The 23,350-nt window shown below is 75.6% G+C and carries 15 protein-coding genes; 2 read left to right on the top strand and 13 right to left on the bottom strand.

Going from position 1 to position 23,350, the window contains the following annotated elements; genetic code table 11:
* The first annotated feature begins 117 nt into the window (after positions 1–117).
* Together QSK10_RS01550 and QSK10_RS01555 are read left to right on the top strand one after the other, a co-directional pair.
* On the top strand, positions 118–612 hold the full coding sequence (locus QSK10_RS01550; protein WP_285660736.1) for an SgcJ/EcaC family oxidoreductase: 495 nt from the start codon (positions 118–120) through the stop codon (positions 610–612).
* A 50-nt stretch (positions 613–662) separates the two neighbouring features.
* Complete coding sequence (locus tag QSK10_RS01555) at positions 663–2,333, top strand: DUF7927 domain-containing protein (RefSeq protein ID WP_285660737.1); 1,671 nt, start codon at positions 663–665, stop codon at positions 2,331–2,333.
* Here the strand turns inward: QSK10_RS01555 and QSK10_RS01560 are convergent.
* The 13 genes from QSK10_RS01560 to gcvPA form a co-directional block, all read right to left on the bottom strand.
* Complete coding sequence (locus tag QSK10_RS01560) at positions 2,314–3,897, bottom strand: acyl-CoA dehydrogenase family protein (protein ID WP_285660738.1); 1,584 nt, start codon at positions 3,895–3,897, stop codon at positions 2,314–2,316. The two genes, QSK10_RS01555 and QSK10_RS01560, sit on opposite strands and share 20 nt — an antisense overlap.
* Positions 3,881–4,612, bottom strand: coding sequence for a thioesterase II family protein (locus QSK10_RS01565; RefSeq protein ID WP_285660739.1), 732 nt, complete (start codon positions 4,610–4,612; stop codon positions 3,881–3,883). Before QSK10_RS01565 ends, QSK10_RS01560 begins: the two co-directional genes overlap by 17 nt.
* A complete protein-coding gene (locus QSK10_RS01570) occupies positions 4,605–5,870 on the bottom strand; it encodes an MFS transporter (protein ID WP_285660740.1) in 1,266 nt (421 codons plus the stop codon). Before QSK10_RS01570 ends, QSK10_RS01565 begins: the two co-directional genes overlap by 8 nt.
* A complete protein-coding gene (locus QSK10_RS01575; protein ID WP_285660741.1) occupies positions 5,867–6,067 on the bottom strand; it encodes an MbtH family protein in 201 nt (66 codons plus the stop codon). Before QSK10_RS01575 ends, QSK10_RS01570 begins: the two co-directional genes overlap by 4 nt.
* Entirely contained in the window at positions 6,067–8,874 is a 2,808-nt protein-coding gene (locus QSK10_RS01580; RefSeq protein WP_285660742.1) for a type I polyketide synthase, read from the bottom strand. Before QSK10_RS01580 ends, QSK10_RS01575 begins: the two co-directional genes overlap by 1 nt.
* Complete coding sequence (locus QSK10_RS01585; RefSeq protein WP_285660743.1) at positions 8,871–13,772, bottom strand: non-ribosomal peptide synthetase; 4,902 nt, start codon at positions 13,770–13,772, stop codon at positions 8,871–8,873. Before QSK10_RS01585 ends, QSK10_RS01580 begins: the two co-directional genes overlap by 4 nt.
* Positions 13,773–13,865: 93 nt before the next feature.
* Positions 13,866–16,907 (bottom strand): AfsR/SARP family transcriptional regulator, encoded by a 3,042-nt coding sequence (locus QSK10_RS01590; RefSeq protein WP_285660745.1) that lies wholly within the window; start codon positions 16,905–16,907, stop codon positions 13,866–13,868.
* A gap of 376 nt (positions 16,908–17,283) precedes the next feature.
* Positions 17,284–17,781, bottom strand: coding sequence for a hypothetical protein (locus QSK10_RS01595; RefSeq protein WP_285660746.1), 498 nt, complete (start codon positions 17,779–17,781; stop codon positions 17,284–17,286).
* A gap of 75 nt (positions 17,782–17,856) precedes the next feature.
* A complete protein-coding gene (locus tag QSK10_RS01600; RefSeq protein ID WP_285660747.1) occupies positions 17,857–18,504 on the bottom strand; it encodes a GntR family transcriptional regulator in 648 nt (215 codons plus the stop codon).
* A gap of 27 nt (positions 18,505–18,531) precedes the next feature.
* Complete coding sequence (locus tag QSK10_RS01605; protein ID WP_285660748.1) at positions 18,532–19,278, bottom strand: SDR family NAD(P)-dependent oxidoreductase; 747 nt, start codon at positions 19,276–19,278, stop codon at positions 18,532–18,534.
* Positions 19,275–20,351: an ATP-NAD kinase family protein gene (locus QSK10_RS01610; protein WP_285660749.1), complete on the bottom strand. Its 1,077-nt coding sequence runs from the start codon at positions 20,349–20,351 to the stop codon at positions 19,275–19,277. Before QSK10_RS01610 ends, QSK10_RS01605 begins: the two co-directional genes overlap by 4 nt.
* Entirely contained in the window at positions 20,348–21,949 is a 1,602-nt protein-coding gene (gene gcvPB / locus QSK10_RS01615; RefSeq protein WP_285660750.1) for an aminomethyl-transferring glycine dehydrogenase subunit GcvPB, read from the bottom strand. The genes QSK10_RS01610 and gcvPB overlap by 4 nt, the downstream gene beginning before the upstream one ends.
* Positions 21,946–23,271 carry an aminomethyl-transferring glycine dehydrogenase subunit GcvPA gene (gene gcvPA / locus QSK10_RS01620; protein WP_285660751.1) on the bottom strand — a complete coding sequence of 442 codons (1,326 nt, stop codon included), beginning with the start codon at positions 23,269–23,271 and terminating at the stop codon, positions 21,946–21,948. The genes gcvPB and gcvPA overlap by 4 nt, the downstream gene beginning before the upstream one ends.
* Between the last annotated feature and the right edge of the window lie 79 nt (positions 23,272–23,350).

Here is a 23,350-nt window from a genome sequence, read left to right on the forward strand (position 1 = left end):
CGCGCCGGGCGCCCGTACCCCCACAGTGGCGTGCCGGGTCGCAACCCGGGGGCGACGCCCCGGGGCGAACCGCGCCCATAGCGTCGGGGACACAGCCTCCAAGACAGAGGAGATCCGATGCGCAAGCGCTGGTACCAGGCCGTCCTGGCGACGGTGGCGATGGCGGTGCTCGCCCTGGCGGGCACCGCGGCCTCGGCCGGTCCGTCCACCCCGGACGACCGCCCGGCCGAGACCTTCGACGCGATCCTGCGGGCGCAGGCCGACGCGTGGTTCGCCGAGGACGGCGCGGCCTTCGCGGCCACGTTCTGGCCCGACGGCGACATGGTCACCTTCAACGGCGACCACCTCAACGGGCGCGCCGACATCGCCGTGCGGATGCAGTACTACTTCGACAACTACATGGATCCCACGCACATCAAGACGCTCTCGCAGGACGTGACCTTCGCGCGGCCGGACCTGGCGGTCATCGTGCGGACGTCCTGCCTGCTGGTGACCGAGTCCTCGCCGTGCCGGGACGGGTCGCTGTCGACCAACACCAACGTGATGCTCAAGCGGCACGGCCGCTGGATGCAGCAGTCCTTCCAGAACACCAGGCAGATGCCGCTCGGCTGAGCCCGAGCGCGTCGCGAGACATGGCTGAAATGTCCCGATAGTGTCTTTCGATGCGCGCATTCGCACCGATCCGGCGGACGCCCGCCGCGCTCGCGGTCCTGGCCGTGGCGGCGGCGTCCGTCGCGGCCGTGCCACCACCGGCCGCCGCCGAGGTCGCCGGCCCACTGACGCTGCGGCATGACGACACCGTCTACGGCGACGTCCTCATCGCCGGGGACGCCGTGCTCGGCTGCCCGCGATCGCCCGCCAAGGCGGCGAAACGCTGCCGCGCGGCCATGCGCGGCGAGAACGGCGACAACAACAACCAGTTCGTCATGACGCGCGTGAAGGAGTCGGCCGCCGTGGGCGCCTACGACTCCAGCGTCGCGCGGCTCACCGTCCCGGCGGGCGCGAGGGTGTCCTACGCGCGCCTGTTCTGGGGCGGCAACACCGGGACCTACCGCTCGGCCGTCGGCGGGCTGCTGAACCGCTGCGACATCTCCGGCGCCGACGTGGACCCCGCCCCCGGCGACCCGATGACGAGCGCGCCGGTGATCGCGGTGGCCGGTGGCCCGGCCACGCCGGTGCCGCCGGAGAACGCCGCGGCCAGTTCCGAGAGCCTGAACGGCCCGCACTACTACACCGCCGAGGGCGACGTGACGTCCCTGTTCGCCGCGGCACCCACCGGGTCCCCCGTGGACATCGCCGTCGGCGACGTGTGGGCGCCCAACGGCGCGGGCTGCGTCGGCGGCTGGTCGGTGGCCGTGGTCTACGAGTTCGCCGGGCCGAACGCGCAGGCGCCCTCGCGGAGGCACGTGCACATCTACGGCGGGCACGTGCTCCAGCGCTCCAACGACGCGCCCACCACCGTCACCGTCGACGGCTTCCACCGCTACGGGACCGCGCCCGTGCGCGCCACGCTCACCGCCCACGAAGGCGACCGCGCGGCCTCCGGGGACCAGTTCCGGGTCAACGGGACCAACATCCCCAACCCGCGCACCGGCGAGACCCGCAACTTCTTCGCCGGCCGCGCCGACGGCGCCGACACCGTCGAGGTCGGCTCGCCGTACAACCTCGGCACCGACGTCGACGCCCTCGACCTGCCCGGCGGCGTCATCCCCGAGGGCGCGACCTCGGCCGATCTCACCTTGAGCACCAGGGGCGACACCTATGTCCTCCAGGAGGTGTCGCTGTCGGTGCCGGTGCCCGATCTCCTGGTCACCAAGACCAGCCCCGGCGGCATCGTGAAGCCCGGTGACGTCGTCACCTTCACCATCACCGCCGAGAACACCGGCGAGGTCGACTACCCCGGCGCGTCCTTCACCGACGACCTGTCGGAGGTCCTCGACGACGCCGACTGGGTCTCGGCCACCGCCGACCTCGGCGAGGCCGGCTACACCGCGCCGGTGCTGCGCTGGAGCGGCGACGTCCCGGCCGGCGCGAAGGCCACCGTCACCTACCGGTTGCGGGTCAGGGATCCCGACACCGGCGACGGCAGGCTGCTGAACAACGTGCTGGTCGCCTCGGGATCCCTGGTCGGCAACTGTGAGAAGGGCTCCACCGACCCGGCCTGCGCCGTCGCGGTCACCGTCCCCGGCGCGGCCCCGCCGCAGCACGGCACCCCGCGGCCGGGCACCGCGCTGGCGGCGACCGGCCGCGCGGCGTGGATCCTCGCCGCCGCGGGCGCGGTCCTCATCGCGCTGGGCGCGGCCGGGCTGTGGCTCACCCGCCGGAGGGGTTAGCCGCCAGGGCCGCGCGCTCGGCCCGCAGCAGGCGCAGGTGGCGTTCGGCGCGCTCGGAGGCCACCCGCGCGTACCGCTCGGCGAGGTCGTGGCCGTCGCCGTCCAGGCCGCGCGCCAGCGCGATCGGGACGGCGGTGAGCTCACCGGCGACCCGGCCGAGCAGCATCAGCGCCTTCTGCCCGCGCCGGGCGTCCCCGGACACGCGCGCGCCGAGCCAGGCGGCGGTGTCGGCCAGCTCCCGGGCCGCCTCGGCGGTGCCCGCCAGGTACCCGGCGCAGCAGGACGGCACGCCGCTCAGCCCGCCGCCGCCGGGCATGCCGGGCCCCTCGCGGTGGCGGGCGAGAATGGCCTGACCGGCCCAGTTGTCGACCTGGAAGTCGACGCCACCGGCGATCCGCAGGCCCCGCGCGTCGCGGAAGGCGCGGTCCAGCGGCACCGGGTCGGCGCCACGGCGTCCCTTGCTGGCGGCCGACTCGTAGCCCTCGGCGGCCAGCAGCGACATCGTCCCGTCCACGACCCGCCAGCAGGCCATCGAGGTGAGGTTCTTCGCGGCGGCGCGCTCGCGGCCGGTATCGGCGCGGCGCGCGCCCAGCACCGCCCACCGCACCAGGCTCTCGATGCCGTAGACCTCGGCCTCGGCGGTGTCCAGCAGCTCGCGGACCAGCTCGTACTCGCCGAGCCCGTGCCCGTCGACGCTGCGGCGCGCGGCGAAGCGGCGGCCCCACTCCAGGCACTGCCGGGCGATCGCCAGCGAGGGCGCGGCGATGACCAGCAGCCGCGCGGCGGCGGCGAGGCCGACCAGGCCCTGCGACTCCCGCCAGGAGGTGGCCGCCGGGACCATCCGCTCCCGGGGGACGCGCACGCCGGACAGGCGCACCGCGGCGTTCGGCGCGCCCCGGAACCCGGTGAACTGGTGGGCGGCGTGCACCTCCACGCCGGGATCGGAGGTGTCCACGAAGAACAGCCGCACCGCGTCGCCGTCGTCGCGGACGCTCGCCGAGACGGCCAGCAGGTCGGCGATCGTGCCGTTCCCGGCGAAGACCTTCTCGCCGTGCAGGACGTAGGCGTCGCCGTCGGGCACGGCGACCGTGCCGCGCGTGGAGTTGGCCGCGCCGCCGGGCTCGGTGTCGGCGGTGCCGGAGACCGCGCCGTCGGCGATGCGCCCGGCCAGGAAGTCCCGCAGCGGCCCCGGCGGCAGCACCGACAGGTAGGCGGGCGCGCCGAGCCCGTTGGCGATGGCCATGGTCAGCGCGATCGGCGGCGCGATCGACGCGGCGGCGGTCACCGCGCGGAACGCGTTGAACTCGGTCAGGTCGCGCCCGCCCAGGGTCACCGGCGCGCGCAGGGACAGGAAACCGCCGTAGCGCAGGTCGTCGATCACGCCGGGCGGCATCCGCCCGCTGCGGTCGATGTCGTCGGGGTCGACGCGGCAGGCCAGCAGGGCCTCCAGCTCGGCGACGACGGCGTCGCCGAGGTGCCGGTCGAGGGGGTCCTGGACGGGGAAGGGCCGCAGGAGCCCGAAACGCAGGCTCCCCCGGACGAGGTCGTCATGGAAGGAGTTCATCGAGGCGCTCCCTGATGAGGGCGAACAGGGCGTCCTTGCCGTCGCGGTGGTAGAAGTGCCCGCCGGGCACGACGCGGGTGTCGCAGCGGGTGGCGTGGTCGCGCCACCCGTCGAGCTCGGCGGGCGTGCCCGCGTCCTGCGCGCCGGTGACGGCGAGGACCGGGACGGACAGGGGCTCGTCGGGGACGTGCGCGTAGGTCTCCAAGAGCGCGAAGTCGGCGCGGTGGACGGCGAGGGTCAGCGCCAGCAGGTCCGGGTCCTCGCGGATCTCCTCCGGCCAGCGCCCGTAGCGGTCCTCCACGGCCGCCAGCAGCGCCTCGTCCGGCAGGCCGTGGACGGGCGCCGCCGCGCGCGGCAGGTGCGGCGCGGGGTAGGCGGAGACGACGAGCAGGACCGGCGCGGGCCGTCCCGCCCGGCGCAGGGCGCGCGCGGTCTCGTAGGCGGCCAGGGCCCCGAGGCTGTGCCCGAACAGGACGAACGGCGGCGCGAAGGACGTCTCGCGCACCAGCGCGTCCACCATGGGCGCGAGCCGGTCGAAGGGCTCCTCGCCGAAGCGCGGCCCGCGTCCGGGCGCCTGGACGCCCCAGACCTCCAGCTCGGGCAGGTCCTCCGACCAGCGCAGGTACTCGCCCGGCGAGCCGCCGCCGTGGGGGAAGCAGTACATGCGCGCGCGGGCGCCGGGCGCGGCGCGGCGGCGCGCCAGCCAGTCACCCATCGCCGTCCCGTTCGGGGATGGCGCGCAGCGCGCGCACCGGCGACAGCAGCACCGGCAGCGCCGACAGGACCGCGCCCGCCCCGGCGATGAGCAGCGTCGAGCGCAGGCCGATGGCGCCGCCGAGGAACCCGCCGAGGGCGGTGCCGAGCGGGATGGTGCCCCAGATCAGGAAGCGCATGGTGGCGTTCATCCGGCCCTGGAGGGCGGTGGGGACCACCGCCTGGCGCAGGCTGATCTGGTTCACGTTGTACACCGCGATCCCGAACCAGGCGATGGCCAGCGCGACGGCCAGGACGGGCAGCGCGAAGCCCTCGCGGGCCAGCGGCAGCAGCAGGATCGCCGCGCCGGGCAGGGTGACCGAGGCGACGATGACGGGCCCGAGGCCGAGGGCGGCCACGATGCGGCGGTTGGCGAGGGCGCCCAGCAGCGCGCCGGCGTTGGCGATGCCGAGGGCCAGGCCGAGCCATCCGGCGGTGAGGCCGACGCCCTTGATGGCGAACAGGGTGAGCACGGCCTGGACGATGCCGAAGATCCCGAAGAGGTTGCCGATGGCGGTGGCCAGCGCGATCGGCCGCAGCAGCGGGTGCTTGAGGACGTAGCGCAGGCCGACGCCGATGCCGCGCAGGAGCCCGTGGGCGTCCTCGGGGTGCGGTTCGGGGACGGGCTCGACGGCTTTGATGCGGCCGAGGAGGAGGGCGGAGAACAGGTAGCTGACCGCGTCGGCGAACAGCGCGACGGGCGCGGTGAGGACCTGCACGATGACGCCCCCGGCGCCGGGCCCGGCGAGCTGGGCGCCCTGGTAGGAGGCCTCCAGCTTGCCGTTGCCGTCGACGAGGTGGTCGCGGTCCACGAGGGAGGGCAGGTAGGACTGGTGGGCGATGTCGAAGAAGACGGTGAGGATCCCGACGGCGAATCCGACGGGGTAGAGCATCCACAGGTGGAGCCCGCCGAACAGGTAGGCGAGGGGCAGGACGGCCAGGACGGCGGCGCGGGCGAGGTCGGTGGTGACCAGGACGGGCCGCCGCCGCCACCGGTCGACCCACACTCCGGCGGGCAGGCCGACCAGCAGGAACGGCAGGTATTGGGCGGCGGCGAGCAGCCCGAGCTGCCAGGGGGTGGCGTCGAGGAGGGTGATCGCGGCGATGGGCAGCGCGATCTGGGTGACCTGGGTTCCGGCGAGGCTGAGGGTCTGGGCGCTCCACAGGCGCATGAAGTCGCCGTGGCGCCACAGGCTGCGGACGCCGGTCGCGGCCGTCACGTCGCGGTCCGGCGCAGCGCGAGGGGGCGCATGTCGGTCCAGGTGGCCTCGATGTGCTCCAGGCAGGCGGTCTTGGGGCCGGTGAACCCCTCGGGGTCCCAGCCGGGCGGGAGGGGACGGTCGGCGGGCCAGATGGAGTACTGCTCCTCGGGGTTGCGGACGACGGCGTAGACGCGGTCGGTGTCGTCTTCGAACATCACTGCTCCTTGGGTGAGAGGTGGGCGGCCAGGGCGCGCGGGGTGGGCGCGCGGAAGACCTGCGGGACGGTGAGGGCGGCGCCGAGCTCTTCGCGGGCCCAGCGGATGAGGCGGGTGGCGAGGAGGGAGTCGCCGCCGAGGGCGAAGAAGCCGTCGTCGCGGCCGACGCGCTCCACGCCGAGGAGGCGCGCGAAGGCTCCGGCGACGCGTTCCTCGGTGGGCGTGGCGGGGGCCTGGTAGTCCTCGCCGGTCGCGGTGGCGGCGGCGTCCTCGATGACGGTCTCGGTGGCGGTGACCAGGTAGCGGCCGCGCTCGAAGGGGTAGCCGGGCAGCGGGACGCGGCGGGCCGGGGCGTCCACGCGGGACCGGTCGACGCTCGCCCCGGCGGCCCAGAGGGTCCCGGCGGCGGTGAGCATCGCGGTGACCGACGAGACGTCCTCGGCGGGGTGCGGCAGGGACGCCACGACCGTGCGGCCGGGCAGTTCCCGCGCGGCGAGGGACGCCAGGGTCCGCCCGGGACCGGCCTCGGCGAACGCGCCGTGCGCCGAGGCGGCGAGAGTGCGGGCGGCGTCGCGGAACCGCACGGGCCGGCGCATGTGGTCGGTCCAGTACTGCGGGCGGGTGGCCTCGCCGGGGCGGACCCAGTGGCCGGTGAGGTCGCTGACCCACGGGACGCGCGGGTCGCGCAGCTCGACCTCCGACAGGCGCTTGGCGTAGTCGTCCACGATGGGCTCCACGAGGCGGGAGTGCCCGGCGGCGGCGATGCGCAGGCGACGGGCGTCGACACCCCCGGCGGCCAGCTCGGCGGCGAAGGACTCCACGGCCTCGGCCGGCCCGGAGACCGCGCACTGGTGGGCGGCATTGACCGCGGCGAGGTCGAGCTCGCCGGGCAGGCGGCGCAGGACCTCGTCCTCACTCAGGGGGACGGCGAGCATCGCCCCGGCGGGCAGGCTCTGGAGCAGCGCGCCGCGCTCGGCGACCAGCCACACCGCGTCCGGGAGGGACATGACCCCGGCGGCGTGCGCGGCGGCGTAGGCGCCGAGGCTGTGCCCGGCCACCGCGGCGGGCGTGACGCCCCACCGCGCCCACAGCCGGGTGAGGGCGTACTCGACGGCGAACACGGCGGGCTGCCCGACGGCGATCGCGGACAGCCGCTCGCCCCCGTCGCCGTAGAGGACCTCGCGCAGGTCGAGCCCGAGGTGCGGGCGGGCCAGCTCGGCGACCTCGTCGAGGGCCTCGCGGAACACCGGCCGGGTCTCGTAGAGCTCGCGGCCCATGCCGGGGTGCTGGCCGCCCTGCCCGGGGAACAGCAGGGCCGTGGTCGCGCCCTCGGCGGCGGTGACGGGGACGGCGGCGCGCAGCTCCCGGGCGGCCCCGCCGGGCCCGGAGGCCACGGCGAACGCGCGGTGGGTGAAGGCGCGCCGCCCGGCGCGGCTGGTCCAGGACGCGTCGGACAGCGGGGGCCGGTGCGTCTCCAGGTGCGCGGCGAGGTCCGCCGCGGCGGTCGCCAGGGCGCCCGCCGAGCGGGCCGAGACGGTCAGGAGCCGGGGCGAGCCGTCGTCGGCGGTGGCCTCGCGCGGGGGTGCCTGCTCCAGGACGACGTGGGCGTTGGTGCCGCCGATGCCCAGGGAGTTGACCGCCGCCCGGCGCGGGCCGGGCCGCGCGGGCCACGGGGTGGTCTCGGCGGCGGCCCGGAAGCGGCCGAAGTCGATGACGGCGCTGGCCGGGGTGGCGTGCAGGCTCGCCGGGATCGTCGCGTGCCGCAGCGCCAGCACGGTCTTGATGAGCCCGGCGACCCCGGCGGCGGCGTCGGTGTGCCCGATGTTGGTCTTCACCGAGCCGATCAGCGTCTCCTCACCGGGCCCGAAGGCGCCGGTGAGGGCGGCGATCTCGATGGGGTCGCCGAGGCGGGTGCCGGTGCCGTGCGCCTCGACGTAGCCGATCGAGCCGGGGTCGATCCCGGCGACGCGGTGCGCGGCGCGGATCGCGCGGGCCTGCCCGGCGACGCCCGGCGCGGTGTAGCCGATCTTGTCGTCGCCGTCGTTGTTGACCACCGTGGCGAGGATGACCGCGCGCACGTCGTCGCCGTCGGCGAGCGCGTCGTCGAGTCGCTTGAGGACGACCACGCCGACCCCGTCGCCGCCGACGGTGCCGTCGGCGGCGGCGGAGAAGGCCCGGCAGTGCCCGGTCGGGGACAGCACGCCGCCTTCGGTGTAGACGCCGGGCCGGACGGGGACGTGCGCCGAGACGCCCCCGGCGAGGGCCATGTCGCATTCGCCCGCCAGGAGGGCCTGCGCGGCGGTGTGGACGGCGACGAGGGAGGTGGAGCAGGCGGTCTGGACGGTGACGGCGGGCCCGGTGAGGCCGAGCCGGTAGGCGACGCGGGTGGTGAGGAAGTCGGGTCCGGTGGCCAGGCGGATCGTCCAGTCGTCGAGGTCGAGGCGCTCGGCGGCGGCGCGGAGGCGCTCGGGGTAGGAGCTGGGGCTGGATCCGCCGTAGACGCCGATGGGGCCGGGGTGGGCGGCGGGGTCGTATCCGGCGTCCTCCAGGGCGTGCCAGGCGCATTCGAGGAACACCCGCTGCTGGGGGTCCAGGATCAGCGCCTCGCGGGGCGAGTGGCCGAAGAATCCGGCGTCGAAGAGGTCGGCGCCGTCGAGGACGCCGCAGGCGCTGACGTGGTCGCGGGTGGAGGGGAACTCGGTGATGGACTCGATTCCGCCGGTCAGGTTGTCCCAGAAGCGGCCGAGGTCTCCGGCGCCGGGGAAGCGCCCGGCCATCCCGATGACGGCCAGGTGGTCCTCGCTCATGCGTGCTCTCCGATCTCGCGGCGCAGCGCGCGGGCGCGCGCGGGCCGCCGTCTGGTGGGGACCGGGCCGTCGGCGGCCTCGGCGGGCCGTTCGAGGTGCCCGGCGAGGGCGGCGACGGTGGGGAAGCGGAAGAGGTCGACGACGGGGACGTCGCGTCCGGTCTCGGTGGTGAGGAGGTGGTGGACGCGGCCGAGGAGCAGGGAGTGGCCGCCGACGTCGAAGAAGTTGTCGCGGGCGCCGAAGCGGTCGTGGCCCAGGACGCGCCGCCAGATCCCGGCGATGACGGCCTCGGTGCCGCCGCCGATGACGGTGGCGGGTGGTTCGGGCGCGGCCTGCGGGTCGGGCAGGGCGGCGGCGTCGACCTTGCCGTTGGCGGTGACGGGGATGGCGTCCAGGACGACGTGCGCTCCGGGGATCATGTGCCCGGGCAGCCAGCCGCGCAGGTGCTCGCGCAGCTCGTCGCGGCCGGGTGCCTTCTCGCCGGTGAGGTAGGCGACGAGCGCGGGCTCGCCGGTGCGGGGGTCGGGGCGCACGGCGGTGTGCGCGTCGGTGACGCCGGGGTGCGCCAGGAGCGCGGCGGTGATCTCGCCGAGCTCGACGCGGTGGCCGCGGATCTTGACCTGCCCGTCGGCGCGGCCCAGGAACTCCAGGACGCCGCCGCGCCGCCGCACGAGGTCGCCGGTGCGGTAGAGGCGGGTGCCGGTCCCGAAGGGGTCGGGGACGAAGCGCTCGGCGGTGAGCGCGGCCCGCCCGAGGTAGCCCCTGGCGAGCGCGGGCCCGCCGATGTGCAGTTCACCGACGGCGCCGTCGGGGACGGGCGCGAGTTCGGGGTCGAGGACGTGGGCGTCGAGCCCGGCGCGGGGGCGGCCGATGGCGGGGAGCCCGGTGCCGTCGCCGACGGTTCCGGTGGTGGTGACGACGGTGGCCTCGGTGGGGCCGTAGTTGTTGACCAGGGTGTAGGGGAGGTCCGCGGGCGGGCGCAGGTGGAGGCGGTCGCCGCCGGTGAGCAGGATCCGCAGTGGGCCCTCCACCGGGGGCAGCGCGAGCATCGCCTCGGCGAGGGGGGTGGGGGCGAAGGCGATGGTGATCTCGTGTTCGGCGAGCCAGGCGCGCACGGCGGTGGCCGAGACGCGCGAGGCGTGGTCGGGGACGTGGAGGGCGGCGCCGGTGGCGAGGGCGGGCCAGGTCTCCCAGACGGCGGCGTCGAAGCCGGGTCCGGCGAGGAGGGTGGCGCGGTCGCGGGGGGTGAGCGCGAAGGCGTCCCGGTGCCAGGCGATGAGCCCGGCGAGCGCGCCGTGGGAGACGGCGACGCCCTTGGGGCGCCCGGTGGAGCCGGAGGTGTAGATGACGTAGGCGGTCTCGCCGGGGGCGACCGGGCGCGGGGCGAAGGGCTCGCCGCGCGCGCCGGGGTCGATGACGGTGACGCCGTCGGGCCGCGCGGTGTCGGCGATGGCGAGGCGCGCTCCGGCGTCCCGGCACATCCAGGACAGCCGCTCGGGCGGGTTGGCGGGGTCGAGGGCGAGGTAGGCGGCGCCGGTGTGGAGGACGGCGAGCGCGGCGGTGACCTGCGCGGCGCCGCTCGGCAGGCACACCGCGACGATCTCGCCGGGCCCGGCGCCGTGTGCGGCGAGGACCCCGGCGAGGCGGGCGGCGTCGCCGGTGAGGGTGGCGTAGTCGATGGCGCGGCCGGGTTCGGCGATAGCGACGGCGGCGGGGGTGGCGGCGGCGCGGGCGGCGACGGCGAGATGCGCGGCGGGCCCGCCGGGGACGTGTGCGCCGCGTCCGGCGGCCAGGATCTCGCGGCGGGTGCCGCCGAGGAGGTCGAGGGCGGCGACCGCGCGCTCCGGGTGGGCGGCGGCGTCGGTGAGGAGCCGCAGGTAGGCGTCGGCGATGGCGCGGACGGTGTCCTCGTCGTAGAGGGCGGCGTCGTACTCCCACATGAGCAGGATCCGGTCGTCGCCGTCGCGCTGGGACTCCGCGCGGGGCACGACGACGACGTTCATGTCGGTCTTCGCGCCGCCGTTGCCGCGCTCGTGGACGGTGCCGGTGACGCCGCCGCCGAGGTCGAGGGCGGGCAGCGGCGAGTCGTTGGCGCTGAACATGACCGCCACGAGGGGGTTGGCCGCCGGGTCGCGCCCGGGGTTGACCTCGCGCACGATCAGCGGGAACGGGACGGCCTCGTCGTCGGCGGCCGACAGGACGGTCTCGGCGGCGCGGGCGGCGAGCGCGGCGAAGGGCTCCTCCGGCGTCACCGGGCAGCGCAGCACGACGGGGTTGACGAACATGCCGAGGACGTCGTGGGTGGCGGGCGGGCGGCGGTTGGCGAAGGCGGAGCCGATGGCGATGTCGCCCTCGCCGGTGTAGCGGTGCAGGAGGGCGGCGAACCCGGCGTACATGGTGGTGAACAGGGACACGCCGAGGCGGCGGGACGTCTCGCGCAGCGCGCCGGGGAGGGTGGGCGGCAGCTCGATCCGCAGCATCCCGCCGGTGTAGGCGGCCACTCCCCCGCGCGGCCGGTCGGCGGGCGGCGCGACGGGCGCGGGGAGCCCGGCGAGGCGTTCGCGCCAGCGGGCGAGGGCGTCGTCCATGCGCCCGGCGTCCAGGTCGCGGCGCTGGCGGCGGGCGTGGTCGCGGTAGGAGCTGCGCGGCTCGGGCAGCGGCGACTCGCGGCCCTCGCGGTAGGCGGTGTACAGCTCGCGCAGGTCGCGCATGAGCATGGCGAAGGACCAGCCGTCGTGGACGAGGTGGTGCTCGACGAGGATCAGCTCCCACTCGTCCTCGCCGAGCCGCACGGCGGTCCAGCGGATCAGCGGCAGGGCGCCCAGGTCGAAGGGGCGGCGCAGTTCGGCGGCGAAGAGCTCCTCGAAGCGCGCCTCGCGCTCGCCGGGCGGCAGGTGGCGCAGGTCGGCGCGGCGGGCGGTGACCGGCCCGGGCGGGTGCGGGGTCTGCGCGGGGCGCCCGCCGGTCTCGGCGAAGGTGGTGCGCAGGATCTCGTGGCGGCGGGCGATCTCGGTGACGACCCGGTCGAGGACGTCCAGGTCGAGCGGTCCGCGCACCCGGATCGTGGTGGGCGTGTGGTAGGCGATGGAGTCGGGGGCGAGGCGGTTGAGGAACCACACCTGCTCCTGCTGAAGGGACAGCTCATCGTGAAGGGGCGGTGGCCCGGGCCCGTCCTCGGGTTCGAAGCCGTCCTCGGCGGGGCCGCTCGCGCGGGCGGCGGCGAGGGCGGCCAGTTCGCGGACGGTCGCGGCGGCGAAGACCTCCCGCAGGGTCACCGTCGCGCCCAGCTCGGTCTCGATCGCGGCGGCCACGCGCACCGCCGTCAGCGAGTGCGCGCCGAACTCGCGCAGGTCGTCGGTGGCGCCCAGGGCGTCCAGCTCCAGGACCTCCCGCCAGATCCGGCACAGGGCCTCCTCGGCGGGCGTGGCGGGCGGTTCGGCGGCGGGCGCCGAGCGGCGCGCGGGGGCGGGGAGCGCGGCGGCGTCCACCTTCCCGTTGCGGCCCAGGGGCAGCACGTCGAGGACGACGTAGGCCGACGGGACCATGTAGGCGGGCAGGCGCGTGGCCAGGTGCTCCCGCAGCGCCGCCGGGGTGGGCACGGCGCGCGCGTCGCGCGGCACCGCGTAGCCGATGAGGTCGCCGTCGCGGGCGGTGACGTGGGCATCGGCGAGGTCGGGATGCGCGGCGAGGGCGGCGGCGACCTCCATCGGCTCCACCCGGTGGCCGCGGATCTTGACCTGCCCGTCGGCGCGGCCCAGGAACTCCAGGCCGTGCGGGCCGCGCCGGACGAGGTCGCCGGTGCGGTACAGGCGCTCGCCGGAACCGAAGGGGTCGGGGACGAAGCGCTCGGCGGTCAGCGCGGGCCGACCGTGGTAGCCGCGGGCCAGGAGCGCGCCCCCGATGTACAGCTCGCCCTCCTCCGCGGCCGCGAGTTCGGCGTCCAGGACGCGGGTGACGCAGCCGCGCAGGGGCTCGCCGACGGGGAGGACGGGGGCGTCCAGTTCGGCCGCGGGCGGCAGGTTCGCGGCGGTGGCGGTCACCGTGGTCTCGCTGAGGCCGTAGGCGTTGATCACGGGGATCGCGGTGACGGCCTGCCAGGCGGCGAGGGTGTCGGCGCGCCCGGCCTCGCTGCCGACCACCAGTAGCCGAAGGGACGATGGGGCGGCGCGCAGGTCGCGCGTCCACGCCGTCCAGTAGGGCGTCGGCAGGTTCGCCACGGTCACGCCGTGCCGCGCGATCAGGCCCTCCAGGGCGCGCGGGGTGATGCCCTCGTCGGGGGCGGGGACGATGGCCGCGCCGGCGGCCAGGGAGGCGAAGACCTCCTCGGCGAGGACGTCGAAGGCGGGGTTGGCGAACTGGAGGACGGTGTCGCGTTCGGACAGCCCGTAGCGCGCGCCCGCCGCCGTGGCCAGGGCGTCCAGGGACCGGCGGGTCACCGCGACCGGCTTGGGCTCGCCGGTGGAGCCGGAGGTGTAGACGATGTAGGCGAGGTCCTCGGGGTGGGCGGCGGCGGGCTCGGCGAGCGGCCCGTCACCCTCGGGGTCCATGGCCTCCTCGAAGAGACCGGCGTGCCCGGTGGCCAGGACGAGGCCGGCTCCGGCGGCGTCGAGCATGTGCCGCAGCCGCGCCGGGGGCTGCCCGGGGTCGAGGGGCAGGTAGGCGGCGCCCGCTTCGAGGACGCCGAGCAGCGCGGTGACCAGGCCCGCGCCGCGCGGGAGGCAGACGGCGACGACCGTGCCGGGCCCGGCGCCGCGCGCGGCGAGGCGGCGGGCGAGGCGCCCGGCGTCGGCGCGCAGGCGTCCATAGGTGACGGTTCCCGCCTCGCCGCGCACGGCCGGGGCGTCGGGTCGCGCTCCGGCGATGGCGGCGATCCGGGGCATGAGCTCCGTCGGATACACGGATTCTCCTTTCGGCGCGGACCGCGGGTCGGCGGTCACGCGCTGAAGGCTGCGCCCGCGCGCTGGAGTGGTGCTGTGGTGGCGCTGGAGCGCTCAGCCCAGGCGGCGGGTGATCTCGGCGCGGCCGGGCAGATCGAAGCGGGCGCGCAGGTCGCGGGCCTCGCGCCAGGCGTCGCGGGCGGCCTCGCGGTCGCCGAGGCGCAGGCGGGCGTCGCCGTCGCTGACGAGGACGCGCGCCAGCAGCGCCGGGGTCTCCAGCCGCCGGGCGATGCCGGTGGCGTCGGCCAGCCGCGCGGCGGCCTCGTCGGGGCGGCCGCGGGCCAGGTCCAGCTCGCCGAGGGCGCGCAGGGACAGCGCCTCACCGAAGCGGTCACCGGCGCCGCGGGCGCCCTCCAGCGCGGCGGCCAGTTCCGGGGCGGCCTCGTCGGCGCGCCCGACCGACAGGAGGCATTCGCCGAGGTAGCAGCGGGCGTAGGCCTCGAACAGGCGGTGCCCGGACTTCCCGGCGAGGGCCAGCGCGCGCGTGTAGGCGTCCTCGGCGGCCCCGGCGCGGCCCTCGGCGGCGTGGACGAGGCCGAGCCCGGCCCACGCGGTGGCCTGCCCGGCCTGCTCGCCGGTCTTCTCGAAGCGGGTGAGGGCGCGGCGGTACCAGACGGCGGCGGCGTCGAGGCGGCCGAGCATGCGCAGCGCCGAGGCCAGCCCGCAGAAGGACGCGGCGGAGCCGGTGAGGTCCCCGGCGCGGTGCAGCAGCGCCCCGGCGCGGCGGGCGGCGCGGGCGGAGTCCTCGAAGCGCCCGGCGTACCAGTGGGCGGCGCTGACCGCGCGCAGCACCTCGGCCTCGGCGGAGGCGTCGGACAGGCTCCGGAAGATCTCCAGGGCCTCGGTGAGGTAGTGCTGGGCGTTGCGGTAGCGGTCGCGGCGCAGTTCCAGTTCGCCCAGGCCGCGCAGGACGCACGCGACGCCCGCGCGGTGCCCGCCGCGGTGGGCGGCGACGAGGGCGACGCGGTGGACGCGTTCCCAGTCGGTGAGCAGCCCGCGCAGCTCGAAGTAGCGGACGAGGGTGGTGGCCAGGTCCCAGGCGAGGTCGAAGTGGCCGCCGTCGGCCGACTGCCGCACGACGGCGATGAGGGTCTCGCGTTCGGCGTCGAACCACGCGGCGGGATCGGCGGCGAGGTCGGCGACGGGCAGCCCGCGCACGCGCCCGCGCGGCGCGCCGCCCCGGCCGAGTTTGGCCAGCCAGCCCGGCAGCAGCGGTTCGAGCTGCTCGGCGACGCCGAGGCAGGCGCTCCAGGCGCGTTCGGCGGCCCCCGCGAGGGCCTCGATGCTCTCCTCGCGCTCGGCCTTCTCGCGGGCGAAGATCCGTACCAGGTGGTGAAAGCGGTAGCGGGGGGCGTCGGCGCGCCAGTGCGGGGCGAGGTCCAGCAGCCGCGCCTCCACGAGGCGCTCCAGCTGCTCCTCGGCCTCGGCGAGGTCGGTGTCGAGGACGGCGGCGGCCAGCCACGGCGCGAGGTCGGGGACGTCGGGGACGCCCAGGAGCCGCAGCGCGGTCCGGTCGGCGCCGTCGAGGGCTCCGTAGCTGAGGTCGAGGCTGGAGCGGACCGCGCGGTCGCCGATGACGAGCTCGTCGAGGCGGCGGCGCTCGTCGGCGAGGCGGTCGGCGAACCAGCCGATGCCCCGGTGCGGGCGAGCGGCCAGCCGCGCGGCGGCGATGCCGAGCGCGAGGGGCATCCCGTCGCAGAGGGCGGCGATGCGCTCGGCCTGCTCGGGTTCGGCGCGGACGCGCTCGGCGCCCACGCCGCGCGCCAGCAGCCGCACCGCCTCCCCGGTGTCCATGGGCCGCAGCCGGGTCGTGACGGCCGCGCCGATGCCGGGCAGCGAGCGGCGGGTGGTGATCAGGACCGCGCAGCCGCGCCCGCCGGGCAGCAGCGGCCGGACCTGCGTCTCGCTCATCGCGTTGTCCAGCAGCACCAGCACCGAGCGGTCGGCGAGGTAGGAGCGCAGCAGCGCGCTGCGCTCGGCGAAACCGGCGGGCACGGTGCGGGGGTCGACGCCGAGCGCGCCGAGCATCTGCGTGAGGACCTCCGCCGGGTTCATCGGCATCGTCTCGGTCGCGCCGAGGTCGACGTAGAGCTGCCCGTCGGGGAACTCCTCGCGCAGCCGGTGCGCGACCCGCACCGCCAGCGCGCTCTTGCCGACGCCGGGATCGCCGGTGATGACCGCGATCGGCGCCGGGGCGTCCGGGCCGCGGCCGGTGAGGTGGGCGGCGACGCGGTCGCCGGGCTCCTCGCGTCCCACGAAACCGGCGAGGTCGGGCGGGAGCTGCGCCGGGCGCGGCGGCGGCGTCCCCCTCTCCCCCTTGCCGACGATGAGTCGCGGGCCGGGCGCGGGCGCGTCCAGCGCCGGGTCGCGGTGCAGGACCGCGCGGTGCAGCGAGCGCATCCGCTCCCCCGGCTCGATGCCGAGCCCGTCGCGCAGGGCCGCGCGCAGCCGCCCGTAGCGCTCCAGGGCGTCGGCGACCCGCCCACCCCGGTACAGCGCGAGGATCAGGTGCCGGTGCAGGCCCTCGTCGAGCGGGTGGAGCGCGGTCAGCTCCTCCAGCTCCGGGATCAGCCGCAGGTGCAGGCCCAGCGCCAGGTCGGCGTCCACGCGCGCGGACAGGACCGCGTCGCGCTGCCCGGTGAGCCGCGCGGCCTCGGCGTCGATGAGCGGGCCGCCCGGCACGTCGGCGAACGCCGGTCCCCGCCACAGGCCCAGGGCCGCCGTCAGCAGGTCCCGCGCCGGTCCGGGACGCCCGTCGGCGAGGGCGCGCTCGCCGTCGGCGCGCAGGGTCTCGAAGAGCTCGGTGTCCAGCTGCCCCTCACCGAAGGCCAGGCGGTACCCGAAGCCCTCCCAGTTCGGGCCCCCGCCGGGCAGCAGCCGCCGCAAGTGCGAGACGTAGCCCTGGAGGACGTTGCGGGCGGTGCGCGGCGGGTCGTCCGGCCACACCTCGGCGATGAGCCGGTCGCCGGACACGACCTGCCCGGCGCGCGCGAGCAGGACGGCGAGGACGACCCGGTGCTTCGCCGCGGGTATGGCGACCGGTCCGTCTCCTCCGTCCACCGCGAGCGGGCCCAGAACCCGATATAACGGACGCATCACCCCTCCTCCCCGGGTGCAGCCTACGTCAGAGGGTGCATATCGACACGGGGGTTAAGACCCTGATTCACACGCCTGCAACAGCGTCACTCGTGGGCGCGGAAACCGGCCGCGAACGCGGCCGTACCGGCGATCCCGGGGCCGATCGCGATCATCGTCGCGACCCGGGAGTGCCCCGGGTCGCCGCCGGCCGGAGGAACCACGCGGCGATCGCGATCGCGGCGGCGAAGAAACCGGGGGACGAGTGGCAGCGGAGGCGGTGAGGGGCCATCAGCGGTCCTTCCGAGGACGGGCGTGGTGATGGTCCTTCCGGCGCGCGGGGCGGCGCTCGCTTCCGTGGAAGGTCTTCGTCCACAGTAGGCGCCGGGCGCAAGTCTCAGCGGCGGCGGCTCCGCCTCGCGCGCAACCCGCGGGCGAGGAACACCACGCCGGCCACGCCCAGCGCGATCGCCGCCATGATGGCGAGCCCTTCGTGGCCGGGCTCGGGCGCGCGCCACGGGTAGCGGCCGAGGGCGTCCACGAAGTACTCCGGGTCGTCCGGATCGACCCAGATGGTCAGCCGGGAGCCGGGAGCCGGGCAGTCGTCGCGGCAGCCGACCCACACCTCGTGGGGACCGGCAAGCTCGTACTCCACCAGGAAGACCGTCACCACGCTCTCGGACTTCTTCGAGGTGATGACCCGCTGCTCCAGCGTCCACACGACGACGGTGAGCTCGGTGCCCTTCTCCCGCTGCGCCCGGTCGGCGGCGGCGTCGAGGAACCCGGCGGTGATCACCGCGCACAGGGCTAGCAGGAGAAGGACGGCCGCCCAGGCGAAGCGGCGGCCGGCGACGGAGGAGGGCAGCGTGACGTCACGGGCGCGTGTGGGCGGCACGGCGTTCCTTTCGGGCAAGGGCTCCCTCCACGGTAGAGGGAGTCCCGCCCGTGCCGCCCGCCCGTTCGGGCAGTGTCAGGACTCGCGCGTCAGCTTCTCCAGGACGCGTTCGGTGCCGCTCGTCCAGTTCGCCTTGAGCGCCTCCACCGCGCCGGCCAGGTCCCCCGAGATGAGCCGTTCGGCGATGAGCTTGTGCTCACCGGCGGAGCGGCTGATCTCGGTCTCGTCGTCGATGACGACGTGGACGTAGCGGCGCAGGCTGGCCTTGACCGTGGTCAGCAGGTCCATCAGGCGCTCGTTGCGGCAGCCGCCGAGGAGCAGGTCGTGCCACTCGTCGTCGCGCTGCTCGATCTCGGCCTGGGAGGCCACCGACACGTCGAACTCGGTGGCCATGGTCAGCAGCTTCGGCGCGGTCCGCGCCAGGTACTCCGGGTCGGAGGACTCCAGCGCGAGCGCCTCCAGGGCGGCCACGACGGGGCAGAGTTCGCGGTACTCCTTGGGGCTGACCGGCGCGAAGCGGAAACCCTTGCCGGGGCGGCTCTGGATGAGCCCCTCGATCTCCAGCGCGATCAGCGCCTCCCGCAAGGGCGTGCGGGACACGCCCAGGTCGGCGGCCAGGCGCGCCTCGTTGACGTCCTGCCCGGCGGGGAAGTCGCCGCGGCGCAGCCGCGCCAGGACCTCGTCCCTGATCTGGTCGCGCAGTGGTCGCCGTTCGATGGCCATGGTGTCACCTCAATCCCCGGAGACAGATCATGCCGTACCGGCGCCATCGACGGTGAGGACGGCCCCGCTGACGAAGCCGGAGGCCTCCGAGGCGAGGTAGGCGATGGACTGGGCGATGTCGCGGGGCTGCCCGATGCGCCGAAGTGGACGGTCGGCAGCCTCGGCGAGGAACGCGTCGGGCGACTCGCCCAGCTGGCGGGCCTCCTCGGCGAGCATGGGGGTGGCGGTGTCGCCGGGGCAGACGCAGTTGACGCGGATGCCGTCGGGGCCGTGGTCGATGGCCATGGCGCGGGTCATGTTCACCACGGCGCCCTTGGAGGCGCAGTAGGAGATGGCGCGGCCACCACCCTTGATGCCCCAGCCGGAGCCGGTGTTGACGATGCTGCCGCCACCGCGGGCGATCATGTGCGGCACGGCGTAGCGGCTCATCAGCATCACGGACTTGATGTTGACCGCCATGACCAGGTCCCAGTCGTCCTCGGTGATGTCCAGGACGGTGGAGCGGCGGATGATCCCGGCGTTGTTGACCAGGATGTCGACGCCCCCGAAGGCCCCGGCCGCGGCGGCCACGGCGGCCTCGCAGTCGGCGGCCTTCGACACGTCGGCGGCGGCGGCGAGCCCGCCGAAGCCCTTCGCCACCTCGCGGGCGCCCTCACCGTCGAGGTCGACGACGGTGACGGACGCGCCGAGCTCGGCGAGGAGTTCGGCGGTGGCGCGGCCGATGCCGGAGGCCGCGCCGGTGACGACGGCGCTCTTGCCGCTCAGGTCGATCATGGTTCTCCCAACTTGTACATGACGCGCCGGCCGCGGCCGGTCACGATCGGAAGGTAGCCGGTCAGGGACGCGTCGAGCGCGTCGTCCCCGGTGTCCACGAGCAGTGGACGCCCGCCGAGCGCGGCGAGCTTGGCCTCGCCGCACACGACGGTGACGGTGGCGCCGCGCAGCAGCGCGGGCGTGATCTGCTGGTTGCCGCGCCCGAACAGGAAGCCCTGCCCGCCGATGGGCGAGACGATGACCCGGACACCGGGCCGCCCGGCGGCCAGCCCCTCCAGCGCGGCGGCGTCGGCGTCGGCGACCAGGCAGCGCCCGCCCGACACGGCGGTCACGCCGGTGGGCGGGGTGTCGACGCCGAGGACGCGCAGGACGCCGTGAGTGGTGGTGCCGGGCCCGTAGACGTCGAGGCCGCCGGGGACGGCGTGCGCGGCGAGCTCGGCGGCGATCCCGGCGAGATCGTCGCCGCCGGTGCGCGCCGAGCCGACCTTGCCGCGCTGGACGCGCTCGCCCAGGCGCGGGACCGGCATGAGCCCGTAGAGGACGATGGCGTCGCCCTCCCGGTCGGCGACCTCGGCGGGCGCCACGTGCGCGGTCCCGGCCAGGAACGCGGCGGCGACCTCACCGGCGGCGCGCGGGTTGACCGCGTGCACCGCCGAGTGCATCTTGACCCCGGCGGGGATCCCAATGGCGGGCACGCGCCCGCCGAGGGCGTCCAGGACGTCGCGGGCGGTGCCGTCGCCGCCGGCGAACATGATCAGCCCGGCCCCGGCGGCGACGAGGGCGTCCACGGCGCGGCGGGTGTCGGCGGGGCCGGTGGTCTCCGGCCGTTCGCACACCACGCGCCCGCGCGGCCCGGCCGCGTCGGCGCCCATGTCACCGGCGACGGTGAGGATCTCGGCGTCCGGGCAACGCGCGGCGAGCTCGGCGACCGCGAGGGCGGCGCGCGTCCCCGCGCGGGGGACGGCGCCGCGCTCACGCGCCAGGCGCTGCACCTGGGCCCCGTCGCTGCCCTTGAGGCCGACGGTCCCGCCGAGCCCCGCGACGGGGTTCACGATGAGGCCCAGGGGCGTCACGACGCGTCCAGGACCTTGCGGCGGTAGGCGCGCCAGGTCACGGCCCACACGTTCGGGTCGTCGAGGGCGGCCTCGCGGTTGCGGTGGACGCTGGAGCGGTGCGGAGCGGTGCGCACGGTCTCCGGGTCGGTGCGGGCCTCCTCGGCGACGGCGCGCATGATCGCCACGTACTCGTCGAGGTCGGCCTTCGAGTAGGACTCGGTCGGCTCCAGCGTCGCCGGTTCCGGCACCAGGTAGGGGTGGTGGCTGGTCCAGTAGTGGACGCCGTAGTCGGCCGCGCGCAGCCCGATGTCCTCGGAGTGCACGCCGGTCTCCCCGGCCAGTTCCTCCCACGAGTACCGGACCTGCTCGATGCGCCGCTTGCCCTTCGCGTAGGGCGCGGACACGCCGGGGATCTTGAGCATCTCGGTGAGCAGGTAGTTGTTGTTCAGCACCGCGATCTCGGCGACCTCGCGCAGGCCCTCGGCGCCCAGGCTCATGATCCACGAGTAGGCGCGCACGATGTTGGGCGCGACGCCCGTGTACGGGCGGACCTTGCCGATGGACTCGGGCCGGTCGTGGTCGAGGAAGTAGCGCTCGCCGTCGAACTCCACCGTCGGGGACGGCAGGAACGGCGCGAGGGCACCGGTGACGCCGCAGGCACCGGCGGCCGGGCCGCCGCAGGCGTGCGGGGTGGAGAAGGTCTTGTGCAGGTTGAAGTGGCACAGGTCGAAACCGGCGTCGCGGGCGCGGGTGATGCCCAGGATGCCGTTGGCGTTGGCCTGGTCGTAGCAGGCGAGGCCGCCCACGGAGTGCACGACGTCGACGAACTCCTTGATCCTCGGGTTGAAGATCCCGGTGTCCTCGGGGTTGGTGATCAGCAGCGCGGCGGTGCGGTCGGAGACGGCGGCCTTGAGGGCCTCCAGGTCCGGGTAGCCGTCGGCGTCGGGGTAGAGGGTGATGACCTCGTACCCGGCGGTCTTGGCGCACGCGGCGTTGGAGGGGTGCGAGAAGATCGTGGTGATGACCTGGTCGCGGTGGCTCTCGCCCCGCGAGGCGTGGTAGGCGCGGATCATCGCCACGTTCGTCCAGATCGCCGCCGAGCCCGCGCCGGGCTGGAGGGTCACCCGGTCCATGCCGGAGATCTCGGCGAGCATCTTCTCCATCCGCCACAAGATCTCCAGGACGCCCTGGGTGGTGTCGTCGTGCTGGCCGGGGTGCAGCCGCGCGAGCTTGTGGGAGCGGATCAGCTGGTCGTTGACCTTGGGGCTGTACTTCATGGTGCAGGTGCCCTGGCCGACGTCGATGTTCAGGTCGGCGCCCAGGTTCTCCTGGGACAGGCGCAGGTAGTGGCGCAGGACGGCCTGCTGGCCCAGCTCCGGCAGCGCCGGGGGCTTCTGGCGGCGCAGCGCGGGCGGCAGGGACGCGGTGGCGTCGCCGACCGACTCGGCGATCCCGGCGTCGAGGGCGGGCGGGAGGACGCCGCGCTGCCCGGGCGTCGACTGCTCGAAGATGAGCGACTCGTCCCAGCGCGCGGCGTGGTAGCGGCGCAGCGCGGGCTTGGGCGCGACCTTCGCGTCGGCGGGATCGACGGGTCCGCTGGGGGCGTGGGCGCTCACGCGAGGATCTCCTTCAGCTCGGCGGCCAGGCGGTCGAGGTCGGCCTGGGTGTGCAGCTCGGTCACGCAGTACAGGGCCGACTCGCCCAGCTCGGGGAAGGTCTTCGACAGGACCACGCCGCCGTGGATGCCGCGGTCGCGCAGGGCGTCGTCCACCTCGGCGGCGGTCTTGCCGGTGTAGCGGACGGCGAACTCCTTCAGGTGCGGCACACCGGCGTCGAGGACCTCGATCCCCGGCACGGAGGCAAGGGCGTCCATGAGGTAGCGGCAGCGGGCCATCAGGCCCTCGCCCAGCTCGGCCATGCCCGCCGGTCCCATCAGGGACAGGTACACCCCGGCGGTGATGCCCCACAGGGCCGCGGCGGTGCCCACCCATTCCTTCCCTTCCTCGCGCAGCGCGAAGGAGGTCCGGTCGTAGTAGACGTCGCCGAAGCCGTACTCGCCCTCGACCGCGGTGGGCACGATGCCGAAGAGGCGGGAGGGGAACTCCTGGACGAAGCGCTGCTCGTCGCGGGTGGCGATGTACCCGGCGTGCCCTCCGCCGAAGTGCGGGTGGATGCCCAGGGGCTGGATGTCGCCGCAGACGATGTCGGCGCCGAAGGACGACGGAGGTGCCAGGACCCCGAGCCCGATCGGGTCGCAGCCGACCACCGCGACCGCTCCGGCGGCGTGCGCGGCGGCCACGTACTCGGGCGTCTTCGGGTCCACTACGCCGAGGTAGGTCGGGTAGGCGGTGTAGACGGCGGCGAGGTCGTCGCCCTCCAGGGGCCCGCCGATGGTCATCGCGCCGCGCAGGTAGTCGTCCAGCTTGGAGCGCAGGGCGGGGTCGATCGGGGTCGCCAGGGCCACGCGGGTGCGCCCGGTGACGCGCCCGGCCATCCGCAGCGCGGTGGCCACGGCCTGGAAGCCGTCGTAGGTCGGGACGTTCACCACGTCCATCTCCAGCAGCTCGCCCATGAGGCCCTGGTACTCCCACAGCGCCTGGAAGCGGCCGTGGTCCTCGTAGGGCTCACCGGCGTAGGCGGTGAGGAACTCGCTGCGGGAGTTCACCTCGTCGCACACGGCGGGGACGTGGTGGGCGTAGGAGCCGCCGCCCAGGAAGCTCAGGGCGTCGCGGGTGCTGGTGTTGCGGTCGAGGAGGCCCTCCACGTGGCGCACCAGGTCGGCCTCGCCGCGCATGGGCGCGGGCAGGTCCAGCGGGCGGCGCAGCCGCAGCGACTCGGGAATGTCGGCGTAGAACTCCTCGATGTCCGCGGCTCCCACGGCGGCCAGCATCTCGGCCTTCACCCGGGGCGCGGAGTTCGGGATATATGGGTGCTCCACGGTCCTCCTCACGTACTGAATTTTGTATACAGCATACGGAACCCTTGACCTGAAGGAAAGACTGGGTTCAATATTTTGT

It is taken from the genome of Actinorhabdospora filicis (assembly GCF_030269765.1).
Lineage (GTDB): Bacteria > Actinomycetota > Actinomycetes > Mycobacteriales > Micromonosporaceae > Actinorhabdospora > Actinorhabdospora filicis.